The sequence below is a fragment of the uncultured Maribacter sp. genome, assembly GCF_947500985.1.
GTDB lineage: Bacteria > Bacteroidota > Bacteroidia > Flavobacteriales > Flavobacteriaceae > Maribacter.
Genome location: NZ_CANMTX010000002.1, coordinates 630484 through 647097, shown reverse-complemented (window position 1 = coordinate 647097; position 16614 = coordinate 630484). Strand labels below are relative to the sequence as shown.

The 16614-nt window shown below is 31.8% G+C and carries 12 protein-coding genes; 6 read left to right on the top strand and 6 right to left on the bottom strand.

All coding sequences use genetic code 11. The annotated features are described in order from the left end of the window. The first annotated feature begins 2 nt into the window (after window positions 1-2). The 5 genes from Q0871_RS06350 to Q0871_RS06330 all read left to right on the top strand — a co-directional run bounded on the left by Q0871_RS06350 (window position 3) and on the right by Q0871_RS06330 (window position 6950). Window positions 3-788 (top strand): glycosyltransferase family 2 protein, encoded by a 786-nt coding sequence (locus Q0871_RS06350; protein ID WP_299319669.1) that lies wholly within the window; start codon window positions 3-5, stop codon window positions 786-788. 19 nt (window positions 789-807) lie between these two features. Continuing rightward, window positions 808-1359 carry a putative colanic acid biosynthesis acetyltransferase gene (locus Q0871_RS06345; protein ID WP_299319666.1) on the top strand — a complete coding sequence of 184 codons (552 nt, stop codon included), beginning with the start codon at window positions 808-810 and terminating at the stop codon, window positions 1357-1359. After that, window positions 1359-2264, top strand: coding sequence for a glycosyltransferase family 2 protein (locus Q0871_RS06340; protein WP_299319663.1), 906 nt, complete (start codon window positions 1359-1361; stop codon window positions 2262-2264). The genes Q0871_RS06345 and Q0871_RS06340 overlap by 1 nt, the downstream gene beginning before the upstream one ends. Before the next feature lie 152 nt (window positions 2265-2416). Next, entirely contained in the window at window positions 2417-4024 is a 1608-nt protein-coding gene (locus Q0871_RS06335) for a c-type cytochrome (RefSeq protein WP_299319659.1), read from the top strand. A gap of 796 nt (window positions 4025-4820) precedes the next feature. Next, window positions 4821-6950 carry an Ig-like domain-containing protein gene (locus Q0871_RS06330; protein WP_299319656.1) on the top strand — a complete coding sequence of 710 codons (2130 nt, stop codon included), beginning with the start codon at window positions 4821-4823 and terminating at the stop codon, window positions 6948-6950. Between the two features lie 105 nt (window positions 6951-7055). Here Q0871_RS06330 and Q0871_RS06325 read toward each other — a convergent pair whose 3' ends face one another. Further along, the gene (locus tag Q0871_RS06325) at window positions 7056-7814 is read right to left on the bottom strand and encodes a WecB/TagA/CpsF family glycosyltransferase (RefSeq protein ID WP_299319653.1); all 759 of its coding nucleotides are present in this window, start codon (window positions 7812-7814) and stop codon (window positions 7056-7058) included. Window positions 7815-8242: 428 nt separating this feature from the next. Between Q0871_RS06325 and Q0871_RS06320 the strand changes: the two genes are divergently transcribed. Next, window positions 8243-9697, top strand: coding sequence for a right-handed parallel beta-helix repeat-containing protein (locus Q0871_RS06320; RefSeq protein WP_299319649.1), 1455 nt, complete (start codon window positions 8243-8245; stop codon window positions 9695-9697). A 38-nt stretch (window positions 9698-9735) separates the two neighbouring features. Here Q0871_RS06320 and Q0871_RS06315 read toward each other — a convergent pair whose 3' ends face one another. From Q0871_RS06315 to Q0871_RS06295, 5 genes are read right to left on the bottom strand one after another with little or no spacing between them, the layout of a single operon-like run. Next, complete coding sequence (locus Q0871_RS06315; protein ID WP_299319646.1) at window positions 9736-10671, bottom strand: nucleotide-diphospho-sugar transferase; 936 nt, start codon at window positions 10669-10671, stop codon at window positions 9736-9738. Beyond that, complete coding sequence (locus Q0871_RS06310) at window positions 10668-11552, bottom strand: glycosyltransferase (protein ID WP_299319643.1); 885 nt, start codon at window positions 11550-11552, stop codon at window positions 10668-10670. The genes Q0871_RS06315 and Q0871_RS06310 overlap by 4 nt, the downstream gene beginning before the upstream one ends. A gap of 23 nt (window positions 11553-11575) precedes the next feature. Beyond that, window positions 11576-12943 carry an oligosaccharide flippase family protein gene (locus tag Q0871_RS06305; RefSeq protein ID WP_299319639.1) on the bottom strand — a complete coding sequence of 456 codons (1368 nt, stop codon included), beginning with the start codon at window positions 12941-12943 and terminating at the stop codon, window positions 11576-11578. Between the two features lie 6 nt (window positions 12944-12949). Next, the gene (locus Q0871_RS06300) at window positions 12950-14206 is read right to left on the bottom strand and encodes a hypothetical protein (protein ID WP_299319635.1); all 1257 of its coding nucleotides are present in this window, start codon (window positions 14204-14206) and stop codon (window positions 12950-12952) included. A 48-nt stretch (window positions 14207-14254) separates the two neighbouring features. Beyond that, window positions 14255-16573, bottom strand: a complete 2319-nt coding sequence (locus tag Q0871_RS06295; protein WP_299319631.1) for a polysaccharide biosynthesis tyrosine autokinase — start codon at window positions 16571-16573, stop codon at window positions 14255-14257. Window positions 16574-16614: the final 41 nt, after the last annotated feature.

Sequence of the window (16614 nt, the reverse complement as noted above, 5' to 3'; positions counted from 1 at the left end):
CTATGAAAAAAATATCCATTATAACTATCTCCTATAATGAAGTGAAAACAATTGAAAAGACGATTCTTAGCTGCATTAATCAAACATATTTAAACCAAGAATATATTATAATAGATGGAGCTTCAAATGATGGAACTACAGATGTAATAAATAAATACAATGAAAAGATAGATGTTTTTATTTCTGAGCCTGATAAAGGATTGTACGATGCAATGAATAAAGGTTTAAGCTTATCTACGGGAGATTATGTAATCTTTATAAACAGTGGAGACTCTTTATTTGACAAGCACACATTATCTTCTATATTTGAAGATGTTAAAACCAAAGAGCCTGACTTCATTTATGGTAATGCCGTTGTAAAACAACATAATTCAAATGACCTAAACTACAAGAAAGCTAGAAACCACAAGTATTCATGGTATGGTATGTTTACAAATCATCAAGCCATGATATACTCACTTAAAATTATAAAAGAAAATAATTTATCTTTTGATCAACATAACTATCCTATTTCTGCTGATTATAAGTTCACAATTGAATTTTTGAGCAAAACATCAAATATTCAATACATCGATAATTGGATTTGCCTGTTCAACTTAGATGGAGTTTCTAGTACAAATAAAAAACAGGGTCTAGCAGAAGCGAATAAGATTCGTAAAGAAATTTTAAATTATGGTTCAGTTAAGATTTGGTTGATAGAAAAGCTAATTATTTCTTCTCATTATTTAGCCGAAAATTTAAAACCAGTTTATAATCTAATAAGATTTCAATCTTTAAAGGTTCAATAACAATCTAATAGTGTATTTGATGAATAGAATTGACATGTCTAAATATCATGATCCTTTTACATTAAAAAGTAGGGTGAAAAGGGTTATTTGGTCCATTACTTATTTTTTATTCTTTCGCTTCTTTTTTCTTAACATTTTTAGAACATGGAGAAACTTTATATTAAGACTATTTGGTGCCAAAATAGGAAACAATAGTTTAGTATATGCAAGTGTAAAAATTTGGGCACCTTGGAACTTAGAAATAGGTTCATTTAGTGCAATAGGTCGCAATGTTGATATCTATAACCAAGGTTTGATCAGCATAGGATCTAATACTATAATCTCTCAGAAAAGTTATATCTGCGCTAGTTCTCATTACCACACAACACCATCATTAGAATGGTACGCTGCCCCTGTATATATAAAGGATCAAGTTTGGATTTGCGCAGATGCGTTTATTGGACCAGGGGTAATAATTGAAGACGGAGCTGTTGTTGGAGCACGATCGGCTGTGTTTAAAAAAGTGGATTCTTGGACAGTAGTTGGAGGAAATCCTGCAAAATTTATAAAAACCAGAGAAATAAAAAGCTAATGCATACGATATCTACAATCATTCTAACTTTTAATGAAGAAAAGCATATAGAACGCTGTATAAAAAATGCTCAAAAATTTTCTGAAGAAATTTTTTTGGTAGATTCATTTTCTACCGATAATACAATACACATTGCAGAATCATTGGGTGCAAAAGTGTATCAAAATAAATGGGAGAATAATTATGCTAAACAGTTAAATTGGGGGTTAAACAACTTACCAATTACTACTGATTGGGTTTTTCGTTTAGATGCAGATGAATATTTAATGACAGACTTGATTTCTGAAATCAACCAAAAACTACCCCATTTAGAAAAACATATATCAGGGATAGTATTTGAAAGAAAAATGTATTTTCTTAATACATTAATGACCAAGGGAATGTTACAAATGAACATGCTAAGATTATTTAAAAATAAGCATGGATTTTGTGAGGAAAGATGGATGGATGAGCATATAGTATTGACAAAGGGAAAAAGCATTCATTTTGAAGGATACTTTGTAGACCATAACTTAAACCCCCTTGGTTGGTGGATCCAAAAACATGATGGATATTCTATTAGAGAGGCGATAGATTTATTAAATTTAGAATACAACTTTATAAAACCGAAATCTTCAGAAGCATTGCAGTATGAGATGTCAAAAGACGCCTTGTCTAAAAGAGACAAGAAAAAAAAATACGCAAATATGCCCCTCTTTTGGCGATCTTTCATTTATTTTATTTATCGATATTTTTTTAAACTTGGCTTTACCCAAGGTAAAGAAGGATTTTTATGGCATTTTTTACAAGGTTGGTGGTATAGAACCTTAGTAGATGCCAAAATTTATGAAATAAAAAAGCATTGCGGAGGCGATAAAGAAAAAATGAAGTTGTTTATACTGCAGAATTATCAAATAAGGCTTTAAATTTTAAAAAATTCATCTATTTAATGATTTGTATGAATGGTAAATCAAAAAAAGTCGCAATGCTATTTACTTTAGGATTATTACTAATCCTTGTGTTTTATCCAAATCGAATCAATAGATATATAAATAGACAAATACGCATATACAACACAATGCCTAACAATGAATTAGATGGTGTTCTGTTCCAAAAAGTCAATTTGGACAAAACTATTAAAGGACAATTTACCAGTTTAGCTATCGGACCTGACCACAAACTATATGCAAGTGAAATTAATGGAAAGATTTTACGATTTAACATTCAGCCGACTGGAGAATTACAATTAGAACACACCTTTAAACCATATGGCGACTTATCAAAATTCACAATTGGTTTAGCTTTCGATCCCATATCCAGTCCCGATAGTTTAATTATTTGGACTTCAAATTCAGAAACCGATAGTGATTGGGTAAAGTTCTCAAATTCTTCTATGAATCAAGATAAAATAGATTGGGCTGGTAGTATAACACGTTTACAATTAAGTAGTGAAACAGATGAGGTCCTGAGAAATGAAATAATAATAAAAGGTTTGCCCCGTTTTGGTCCAAATCAAGAAAATTTTGCAAACTCTATTGTTTTTGACGAGAATGGTAAACTATATTTTAGTCAAGGAGCCAACACAGGTATGGGATGGTGTGATTGTGAGAAAAAGCAAAAACCTTATCAAGAGGCATCATTATCCGCTGCTATTTTAATTTTAGACACCAATAAATTACCAAATGAACTACCTCTAGATGTTAAAACAAAAGATGGTGGTGGAAATTATGATCCATATCAAAATAGTTCACCATTAAAAATCTATGCTACAGGTGTAAGAAATGCATATGATTTAGTTTGGCATAGCAATGGTCAGTTATACACAACCATTAATGGTTCTGGAGGAAATGAAAACACACCAACCTCTAACCCAAAATCTCCCTACTACGTCCCGCCTCTATCATCGATAAACTATAAAGGACCAAAAAATATTCCAGCAATTATAGGAGCTCAGCCTGATCAAAATGATTTTATGGTTCGTGTAGAGCAAGACGGTTACTATGGACACCCAAACCCTTTAAGAGCAGAATACGTTCTCAATCGAGGTGATATAGATGTTGAAAATTTGAAATATAACGGAATAGAAGCAGATACCAATTTTAGAGGATTTTCTTATGATTTTGGACCACACGTTGCCCCCACTGGAATTATTGAATATAAAAGCAAAACATTCAATGGAAAATTGCAAAATTGTATTCTAGTGACAAGAATGCAATACAATGACATTATTATTCTGAGACCTGGTGGATCAAAAAAGGATATAGTTCAAGATTATCTAGGTTCTGATATGGGTTTGGTTTTAGATGGCGGACCTTTAGATCTTATAGAAGATACTAAAAATGGTAATATTTATGTATCTGGTTTTAATAATTTGACCATTACATTATTTAAACCCATTAGAAAAGAAAACTATAAAATCTTATCATCAACCAATGAAGAATTTAATAAAAGATTAAAAACTGGGAAAACTATCTTCCAACAAAATTGCCAAACATGCCACGGAAAAGAGGGACAAGGAGCCATTGCACCTAATTTAATTAACGATAAAGAAGGAAAGGGAAAAGAAAATATAAAATCTATTATCAAAAATGGATCGGCAAACGGCGCTATGCCCGCTTGGAAAAATAAACTTTCAAATGATGATATAACAGAAGTTTCCAATTACGTTCTATCATTGAAACAGTAAAATAAAATGTTTAAATTTCACTTAAAAAATGGTGATTCTATAATTCGACTGATAATAGCACAAAAATAAAACATATTTAAGATTAATACTATTCAAGAAAAACAGAATTTTTCCAATAACCGTAAGTAAATATAGGTTCTTTGATATATCCTATATTTATTTAATAAAAACTACGAAATAATTTTAGAAATAAAATATATAAATAATGAGCTCCATTTTTTTAAATGGAGTTGCATCTTTCCTATTCAGTAAAATCAATTCTATAATAAAAATTTGATTAAGATATTCTTAATTGTACTTTCAATTTACTTCCTAAACAGACAAATTCTAGTCTTACCCAAGTCTGTATTTCTGCAATCTTAATAGATTATTTAAAACAAATATTACAAATTAAGTTTTTTCCGAAAACCAAATACTTCAGCAAGTAATTACATTTTATTCAAATTTTTATAAAAAAAGCTAAATAAAAAATAGATTAATAAATTATTGAGTGCATTTCATCGATTATATGAATATTTCATCGATTATTTTATTTATTTAAATAATTTTGTCAAAATGATATTCAAAATTTCTTTAAAATAAAAATCCAAAATTTCACTTATCCCAAATGAGATTTTCACAACATTTTAAAAAATAATGGCTTAATATTCAAGGACCTGAACAACCAATACCTTAATTGCATTCGTATATCAAAAAAATATAGAGAACATAGTTAATAAATATTTAAATAATTACAACCCCAAAAGTAATTGCTTAAATACCACCCCAAAATTACATCTACAATATGAACCTATTTATGCAACGATTAATTTTCAAGAAGATTAATATACTTTTTTTATTAGCAATATTTTCACTTCACTTTTCTTGTAGTAAGGATACGGATATTCTTTCAGATTATGTTATTAACATTAATGAAAACAATAATCAATATGCAGTAGATGACGCTTTTATAATTAACGGGCACGACCCTATAGTTTTAGATGTATTAGCCAATGATACATTTGCAGCAGGGCAAAATGTGAAAATTATTCAAACTTCTAATCCAGAAAATGGAGCTATAGAGATTAGTGAAAATCAAAAAATTATTTATACTCCTACAGATACTTCTGATAATGAAGATGATTCTAATACAGCAGAAACGCCAAATGAAGATTCTTCTGATTCTTCTTCCAATGAATCAGAAACATCAACTGAAACGTCCGAAACAACTGAAACTTCAGAGTCATCATCCGACGACTCTGAAACTGAAGAACAAAACAATCAAGAAATAGACACCTTTGATTATGTCATTGAAGTAGAAGAGGAAGATGGTTCTACTACAACTGAAGAAGGCACTGTAACAATAGAACCAGAAGGAAACGAGGAAACTGATAATACTAGTGGTACCGACGACATAAGTAGTACGAATTTTGTAATCCCAAGCAATTTTGATTGGAGTAATATTCCTGCAAATATGAGTAATGCTTCATGGGAGATTTTTGACCGTTTTGAACTTAGTGGTCAAGAAATAATAATACCAGAAAATATTACCTTAATATTTAAAGGTGGCACCCTAGTTAATGGAACCATATCCTTCAACAATACAATAATTCAAACTGAAGACAACCAACGTATTTTTGAATCTATTAACTTAGTAGGAACCCTTGGCACAGAATTTATTAAGCCTCAATGGTTTGGTGCTTACATGAACGGTTCGACCGATGACAGGGACTATCTTGTAGAAACCCTTAAGCAAGCAAATAATACAAATGCCAAAATTTTGATTGATGGAAAAATGTTTATTGATGTTTCTGCTACTGGTACAAAGTCAATTTTCTTGAATGATAATGATTGGATAGAGGGTACATCTGAATCAGAATTAATTATCAACAACTTACGTTCACCAGCATTTATAATAGCACTTGCCGATAATGTTACCTTTAAAAATTTAAATATGGTATGGGATCAAACCTATTCCACCTTACCGATTGATTCGCAAACAAATGCCGCCAATCAATTACAGGTAGAAAACTGGTTAATTGCTAATAAAGGAATGTCTTTTTCTGGCGCTGACCCTGCATGGTCGGGAGCAATTTCCTTTTGGGCAGTTTTTAATATTAGAGGCGCCTCAAATATTCTACTAGAAGATGTTTCATTAAGAGTGCCAGATGGTGCAAATGCACAACAATTCTGCCCTTATTTCATGAAGTTAACGACAGAGTTTAACGAAAATACCAGTGTAACGAACGAAAGTACTGACCCTAAAACTCAAACATCAAATGTTACGTTAAGAAGATTGACTTTAGATGGCACAATAATGGGGATACAAGGTAATGTTTCAAACTTTAATGCTGAAACAATACGTTCACATAGGTATACAGACATTCAAAATTCAGCTGGTGGAGATATTGGAGGTAATGGAGGTACCTGGTCGCCACCTCCTCATTTGTTTTATATTAATAGAGACGGTCAGCCAAACGATTCAAACGAAGTATATATGACTGATATTATAGATTATGGAGAATATGTTGGATCCATAAATGTTAGATCGGGTGGTGGGTACTGTAATTCCCTTAAATTGACAGATAACATCACTAACGTAAATGTAGATGGTTACGCTTCTTACAGACGAGACGGATTAGCGGACATGCAAAATATATCTAACGGTACATTTAAAAACCTGTATGCTGAAAGTGAAACAAATATATTCCAAGCCAATCATAAATTTAACACCTTAAGGTTTGTAGGTAATTTAGATAATGTGATATTCGAAAATATGGTACTCAAAGATAATTCATTGACTTCTACGGTATACCCATTAGACAGTGCAGATGGAGTTAACGTCACATTATCTGGAGTAGAGGTTATTACTACCAGCCCCGGTTGTTTTAGATTAAGAGGGACTAACAATACAATAGAAAATTCAAGTCTTAACCTATGTAATTAATAAATAGTGGATTAATGTTTATTCCACAAAGAAAATACTTAAAATTAATACTGTATTTAGATATAACAAGGTTAAGATTTTGCGATATCTCTTAACCGTATATTTTTATAATCGACTGAATTTAGCCTTCACCAGATGCTTAGAAAAAATAAAACCATAATAAATATATCGTCTCCACATTCTTTTAGGTTCTTTTAAAAGACGACCTAACCACTCTAAACCTAAATTTTGCCAAATTTTACTAGGTCTTTCTACTGAACCGGCATAAAAATCAAAAACAGCGCCAATAGAGCAAATGATTTTAGCATCGAGTTCACCTTTATGGGCATAGCTCCATTTTTCTTGTTTTGGAGCAGTCATACCCACAAATAATACATCTGGCCTAAAATTGTTCACCTCTTGTATCATTTTAGCGTTATCTTCTTCTGTAAAGCTTGGTTTATAGGGTGGCGAGTAACTACCAAATTTCACATTTGGGTATTCTTTTTTCAACCTGGTTTCTATCTTACCTAAAGTTTCGTTTGAAGCACCCAAATAAAAACAAGAACCATTTATCTTATTTAAACGTTTTAATTGATATTCATGAAAATCTGCCCCAGCTATTTTTTTTACCTTAACACCATTCAACCACTTTGATGCAAATACAATACCAACACCATCGGGCAAAATAACATCACTTTTCAAAAGTGCTTCTTTAAAAGTAGCATCTTCTTCTGAAATACAATATGAATATTGATTGATGGTATTCACCAACAATTTTGATTTATTAGGCAAATTATCAAGTGAAGAATTATAAATAGGGTAACCAAGACATAAAACTTCTGAATTAATATCAGTAGCAATCATATAATCATCTAAAATCATAGTAAATACATTCTCTTAAAACCAACTAACCGTTAAATCTTAACAGCTGTAATTTAGGAATAGTGATTACTCCGGGGGGTTATTAGAATTTAAAACAAAGATATCCAATTCTAAATTATTAACAATAAAATTACGTTTATCTGCAGAAAAGGTAAGTTTATTTTCAATTTAAGAGTATTTAGTAAGTGTACTATCTCATATAAATCCATTTTTTCTAGATCTATTTTAATTATTTAACCTTCTTATAAAAATTATATCTCTTCATCTGTAATATTTTTTTTGCAAATTATCAATATTCACTCCAAAAATTAACCTGCTTATTATTCAAGAACAACATTCAACGGAAAAATCAGTTATTCATAGAGAGTAGACAATACAGACTAAACGCTTCAATATTTATTCATGGCCCAATGATATAAATAAACGTTATGGCAAGAATCACATTTAAACCCATGTACTTCAACACTACAGTATTTATTTTACTTGTACTAACATTCCCATTGTTGCAATTAGGATCCTGTTCATCTGATCACGATATTCTTAGCGAAGCAATTATTAAAGACACCCTATCAGAAGAATCTGGTGCTATTCCTATTCTTAGAATTACCGATTTCAGTATTCTATCTACTGATAACATAGGTTTGAATACAGATATTATCGGTGTTATCGATGAAGAAAAAAATCTTATATATGTTGACATTGATACCAGTAGCATATCTACGCTTCAACTAAAACCTACCATTACCGTTGATTCGGCTTCTACCGTAATACCCGACACCACTACTCCACAAGATTTTAGTGAGGAAGTCACCTATACTATAACTACTGAAAATGGAGCCGAAGAAAACTATACTGTAATACCAACAATTGTTGAGTCTGAGATTATAGAACCTGAGATCGTAGAAACCCCGTGTTCAAGCAATCGTCAAGATTCAGGTTCAATAATTGTTACTGAAAATAATCAGCGCATAGAAAACCTGCATATAAAAACATCAAATCAACATGGTATAGAAATCAATGGTTTTACCGGCGTAGTAATATCTAATTGTATCATTGAGTATACCGGTGCTTATATGGGAATTAAATTCTCTGAAGCAGATAACTTAACTATTGAAAACTGTTCCATAACATATACAGATGCCCCTTCTAGTGGCCCTTTAGCGGATGCTACTAGAAATTGCATTGAAGGATTTGATTCTCAAAATTTAGTGATTACGCATGTAAAAGTTGAAGATGGTTCTACAGGTATTCGATTAGATCAATGCGACGAATCTGTATTGACCTATATTGAAGGTCATAATATGAGAGGTCCTTTCCCCAGAGGGCAATTAGTACAATACGATAAATGTATTGGAGGATTATTGGAGAATTTTTCGGTAATCAATGATAGAGAAATTGCATGGACAGAAGACAATATTAGTATCTACAAAAGTGCCGGTCAACAGATAAAAAAAGGTTTGATCGTGGGTAACAATAGCCCTAGAGGTGTTGGTGTGATGTTTGAAGATCAAAATACCGAAGGTGCACGTGGTGGTACGGGCGGACTTGTTGAAGATGTTGACTTTTTGGAAATGGGCAATGGTGTTGCATCTTCTGTTGAAGGTTCTGGGAATGTAACCTTTAATAGATTACGTGCCAAAGAGATTATATGTGGCGAGTTAGGACAAGGCAGGGGCATACCAGAATCTAACTCTTTAATATTTGCTGCTTTTGAAACTACTGGCGGCAATAAAATAACTGACTGTTTAGTGTATGAATCATGTAACCCTACAAATATTATTTGGCCAGAATATAGTTTTGAAGTTGTAGACTATAGGGATGATATCGATTTTGAACCTAGAGCACCTATTGTACTGGATTTTGGTTGCAGTACTGATAATTAATATTGGTTATCTAGTAATGTTCAACATGAACGTTAAAATTATCCACGAGTAGAATATCCTGGTATTCTTAAGAATCCTAATATTTTTCTACGTAAGATCGTCTTCTTAAAGAAGCAATTAAAGTACCTTCTATCTGCCTTGGTATCTCTGATTACAAAATTAGGATGCTCTAAAGGAAAGCTTATTTCATGTGCTTCATTATATTGCCTATCGTCGTTGGCACTGATGGTGTGCGTGGCATCATCTCCAAATCCTAAATTTTGAATCATGTTTTGATGGGGTATTATCGATAATCCTGAATTGATCAATTTCGTATAATCCCACTGATAGTCCCACCAAGAAACTTCCTTGGCGTTCATTGTCTTTTCAATCTTGCTAAGTCGGTATTTCTTTTCTATAAAATTAGAGAAGTATTTATCAAAATAACCTTTCTTTTTAAGCTCAGGATAGGTAGAAACTTCATAATCATAATGTTTCCATGCTCTTCTCCAGCTTGCCCAACCCCACTCATGACTAAAATAAGAGAAATAATAGGAATAATCAGAATCAGATACATAACCGTTCTGGAAGTTAGAACCACCAATGTGCATTATCTGGCTATTATCTCTATATTTTTCTAATAACTCTGAACAAAATTTAAAAAAGCTTTCTGAAGGCAAACAATCATCTTCAAGTATAATACCTTCTTCTTCATTTTCAAAAAACCAATCAATAGCCCTTTTTGGACCTAAGCCGCAACCAATATTTTCTTCTCTAAAAAGTGTTTTAACCTCACAATCCCAATCTACCAAATCTATTATAGCTCTAGTTTCTTTACAACGTAGGTCGTCCTTACCATTATTTCGTGGTCCGTCTGCAGCAACATAAAGTTTTTTAGGTTGCGCTTTCCGTATCATTTCAAAAACCTTCTTCGTTTGTTCAGGCCTATTAAAAATGATAAAAAGTACTGGGGCTTGTGGTGTATCTGTTCTCATTTTAAATAGTCTTCATTTTTAAATAATTGCCAAATAATAGGGAACAAGGTTTTACCCCACAAAAATAGAAAGGCTTGCGGTAAGTGTAATGGGAAATGTGTTTTAACAAATTGTAAATATTCCTTATATGATAATCCTGTAGGACTATACAAATACGCTATTCTTTCTTTTAAATTACTGTCTTGAGGCAACCAGTTAACACCGTGATCATTGGTGCAATACCCACAATATGAGCTTGATATATAGGTGTTAATACCTTTCTTCAATGCTTTTAAGGTATAATCAAAATCTGCGATACCATGTGTATAGCTTTCTGTTAATGAACCAATTTCTTGATAAACTTCTTTTGGCACCAACATAATATTGGCATTACCTAACTCGCATTTCTGAGGAAACTCATCATTAGGCATTAACATTTTACTTTTAAAAGTCAGCCTATTTAATAGTTGGTGTCCGCCATAAGATATCTTCTTTGTCTCTGGATCCAGCGTTGGTCCTACAATAATACTCTTGGGTTCATTAGTTGCTTTTAAATCACTGAACAATCTGGTAATAGTATCTTCAAAAACGATGGTATCATCATTTAATAACAAATAATAATCTGTATTTTTTTCATGCTCCCTTGCATATTTCCAGGCAGCTCGCATACCACCAGCCCAAAATAAACTTCCAGACCCTTGTATAATCTGAAGGTTATCAAACTTACCCTGTAAATACTCGGTCGTACCATCGGTACTACCATCATCTACCAAGAATATATTCAAATCGAAACCATCATCTAAAGTACATTTAGACAACGCTTGCAAACAGCTATACGTTTTTGCCTTACGATTGTGACACGTAAGCAAAACAGTAATTAATTTCTTTTCTTTAGTTGACATCATCATTAATTTATTTCAACTTACTAAGCTGGTAACTTTCGATTTTTTCTCATTTCAACATACACCTGATATGGCGCCACTATTAATCCGTTGACATTCGTTATTACGATTGCCATACATATTCCAAAAATACCATACTCTAATTCTACCGAGAAATAATAGGCTATCGGTACAAAAAATATGATTACAAAAATGGAAATATAAAATTGCAGATTCACCTTACCCATACCATTAAGAACACTAATGAATATTTCTGAAAAGCAATTAGAAAGTACAATTAACAACACACCCAATGACGTTATAAACGGTATGGTTATAATATCACCGATCCATAAATTATAAATGGTAGGTGCAATCATTAATACGATAATACTACCTATAGCAATAACACCCCAAATGAGTAACAACTTCTTAATTAACTTCTTTATCCAAGTATAATCATTGTTTACCTGGGCATTGGTAACCGAACTCCACACCGGACTAAGTATGATACCAAAAACTAGAGATGCCACGCTAAACAGCTTAAAAGCGATATTAAACTCGGTAACCTTTTCTGGCGTAAAATATTTACTAATAAGAAAATTACTTGTTTGAAACTGTACCATATAGGCAATATTCAAAAAGAAAAACTTAATCCCCAAAGAGAAAATAGAACCCAAAGTGTCTAGTGTAGGTTTTTCTATTTTTTGTATTAAATCTCGTCTTTGAACAATAAAGAAATATGCTGTAAACAAGAATATAGAAAGCACATTACTACCCATAACCACAAAACCCAAATTAAATAATGAAGGTTCTGAAAATTCTCTCAAATACAAAATACCTATAAGCCCAAGTGCATTACCAACCAAAATTGTTCTCGCAATCATTGCCGGTTTTTGTAATGCGTACTGTATGGGATTATAAATTTGAAATATAAACTGTAGGCTGAAAAAGGAAATCAGCAAAAATACAAGCTGCTGCAACTCCGTTCTGTACGAAGCATCAACACCTAAAAACTCATCCCATTTAATTTGATCGGTAAATATGACATTAAGGATAAAAATGAGGGCTGAAATAAGTATTAAAACAGCTGCCGTAGTATGTATTAATTTACGTTGTTCTTTAATATCATCTAAGGCGACCGCCTCAGAAAACTTGTTTCGTAATCCATTTCCAAAACCTATATCTAAAAGCGTAAACCAGGTTAATACGGAGCTTAGTGTTAACCAAATACCATAACGTTCAGCATTCACAAAATTAATCACCAATGGCACAAACAAGAAATTTATAGCAGTACCCAAGCCTCTTAATATCAAAGAAGAAAACACATTCTTAACCAACAAATTAGTTCTTGAATTTCCTTCGAAATAAGATTTAATAAATACCCTGACTGTGTTGTATGCTTTTATCATTATCGGTTATTGGGTATTTGCTACTTTTAAATATTTAGTTCTGTAAGCATAAGATATTGCCGAGAAATCTTGATTCTTAAATGTTGGTAAAAATATAAATATCACGCAAATAGGCAACATTAAAATAGGTTCTCCAAAACTCAGAATTAAAAGAATCAGTATTGCATAGAGTACGTATTCCATTTTACGGAGATACACCTTGCATACCTTACCAAAACGATATAATAACACAAAGAGCCCTACGACACCGAACTTGGTAATGAAATCCATTATACCATTAGATATATTGATATTGTATTCGTTAATATAATACTCGTCATATTGGTTACTAACACCTAAAAACAATTTCCAATCAAATTGCTCATAAAGAAAAATTACACTAGCAAATCTATTCAAAGGAATTTGTCTTTGCACATCATCATAATAAGTAGATAATTCCTCAATTCTTTTTAGATCCCTTATATCTTGCTCGTATATTTCAACAATTTTTTCTCCTAAAAAAGGCACATTAGGTATTGCTATGGCTAAAACTATTGCAAAAGCAATGATGGTCACTTTACTACCCTTGTTTAAAACACGATATCTCAAGAAAAATAATAGAAACACACCCAAATAAGCAGTAGTGGATACCGTTGTTAAAATAGCAAGCGTAATAATAAAAGCTTCTTTATTCAGTTTAAAATCGTTAGTTAAAAAATTGAACAAAAGTGCTAAAGTCAAGAACGAACCAAAAGCCCCAGGTTCCCAACAAAAACCAGAATTTCTATAATAATGAATAGTATCGTACGTAAATATTAAAAAGTTGGTATATCGTAAGGAATAAGTTTCTACGGTAATACTTTCAAATGCTTTACCTATTGCCTTTACAATTGCACCATCTTGATAAAATTGAAGCACATAAAAAACAAGGGATATCATTGCCAAATGTGAAATTACTTTCACTAAATAGTATAATGTCTTTTCCTTAAGTATTAAACAGAATAGGTAGGATGTTAATACGAACTTGAAAAAGTAAAATACATCACTCTTTAAATAATCTGTAGGTAATTGATTTAATTTAAATCTAACTAAAACATAGATGAAAAAAATTGCACTACTTACTATAAAAAACTGCACATCTTTCTTCTTTACCCTATTAAAATATAGGGCAATTATTATCATAAACACCTCAAAACCAAACCATGCTAAATTAGATTCAACTAAGAAATTGGCTTTAGAAGCTAATAGTAAAAAAAACAAAGTGACAATATAATATATATTCATTTTTGTTTTGCCTTGTGCTTTTAATTATAAATTAATTTAATAATCAATCTATTTATTAGAAGTTACATCGTTCAAAACCACCATAGGATTTTTAAACTTTTTATTCACCTTCACATCTTCTATGATAGCTAAATCATCTAGTTTAGAGTGATTTTCTCTCACCATATAGATACAACAGTCTGTAAATTTAGATAGCGCCAATGTATCAGCTAATTTACCTATGGGAGCAGAATCAATTATTATATAATCGAACTCATTTCTTAATTGATTCATTAAAATATTCATTCTATTAGAATTGAAAGACTCTAGACCATCAATATTTTCAGAACCCAAACCAATTGCAAATAGATTAGGATTATTACTTACAGGTATTAATAGATCATTGACTGTTATTGTATTATGGCTTTGATTTAGGTAATTAGAAACACCGTATTCTTTTCTTGTCTCACCAAGTGCCTCAATTAATTCAGGGTTATGTTTGTCCAATTCAAGTATTAGCACCTTAGCACTTGAAGATGCCAAGGCAACCCCCATATTGGAAGAGAAAAATGTTTTTCCTTCTCCTTTAATTGCCGAAGTTACTAGAACAGTTTGCACCTTCTTTTTAGAAAGCATAAAATCTAGATTCATTCGCATCATTCTAAAACTTTGCGCTAAGGCAGTTACTTCTTCGCCTTTTTCTATTAAATTGTTTTTGGTCTTGTTGTGCACTATCTCACCAATTACGGGTACACTTATTCTGTCCTCAACATTTTTCTTGTTCTTTACTTTAGTACTTAACCCTTCTTTTAAGTGTATAAAACCAATCGGCACCATAAGACCCATTAAAAAGCCAACTAAAAGAAATAATTTTTTACTAGGCGAGCCAGATTCAAAATCGGTTATCGCCCTATCGATAATGGTGAAATTATCATTTCTAACACCAACCATTAAAGCTGCTTCTTCTCTTTTTTGTAATAGATATAGAAACAAATTTTCTTTAATACCTTGTTCTCTGCTAATTTCAAGTAGTTGTCTTTGCATTGTTGGTATTCTCTGCTTCTTTTCTGCAAACTGATCAGATCTCCCCTTAATACTACTAATAGTAGTTCGTAAGCTTTGCTTAGATGTTGAAAGACTACCCAATACATTTCTCCTAAGCTGCTCTAATTGATCTTTGATATCAATCATTCTAGGGTTGTTCTCTGGTACGGTTCTTTGTAGACTTTTCTTGTCTATTAATAGTTTGTTGTAACTATCAATAAGGTAGATTAAATTCGGACTCGTAACACTTAAAGAATTGATGGTAGATTCGTTATCTCCTCTTTTTAAATTACGTTCTATAGCGCTTAGCACCTTTAATTCAATTTCCGAATCCGCTAATTTTCTGCCGTAATCTATTTCTTGTTCCGCAAAAGAATTTGCATCAAACTCTACACTGGCCAATTCATTATCCGTTTTAAACTGTGCAACGTTCATTTCTACCTCACTAAGCTCTGTAGAAAGTGTATTTAAGCGATCATCTATAAACTTAACGTTACTTAAAGCCAAGGCATTTGTAGCTAGAAATGACTTTAATCCATATAGTTCCACTAGGTTATTGATAATATCTTCGCCCTTTTCAGGTATTTGTTCCTTTAATGAAATATTGATTACCGAAGCGTCTTTATTTATTACATGAACATTTAATGCTTTCTTTACATAATTATGCGCCATCTCATCAATATCTCTAAAATCTACGATGAACTCGGTATTTTTAGATGTACTTTCTTCATTGGATATAATTGTAAAAACGCCGTATGGTTTTTCAATTTTATAAGCAACATTGTATTTGTTATAACCATAATCAGAACTGACCGTACTTGCCCCTTCTGATGAATCTTCGAATTCTTCTGTTATACTAAAGCTATCATCACCTTCAAATTTAATAGTCAAGGTTGTTTCATAAGCTGATGGGTATAACGTATCTATTACCATTTTAAAAGGTAATGCCGACCCATAAATTTCTTTCTTTGGAAAAGCATCTGGAACCGTAATTCTAGCATGCAACGACAACGTATCTAATACAGAACGCATTAAATGGACTGAAGTTAGTACTTCAATTGCATTGTTTACCCTTTCCGAATTACTAAAAGGGTTATTGTTTGCTAAATTATTGCCAGATGCATCTATATTCGACGTTTCATTCTTTAGTAATAATTTACTCGATACATTATAAGACGTACTTATAAATTGCAAGGCAGCCACGGCTAAACCCAAAAACACTAACAAAGAAATCATGAAAAATTTCCATGATTTAAGGTATTTATTCAACAGTCCCTTCAAATCAAAATTCTCTGCATTTTGTTTGGAAGACATTTGTGAATCAAAATATTCCTTTTCGGTCATTACAATTAAATTTAAATGGAAAATAATAATCGGTAATTAAA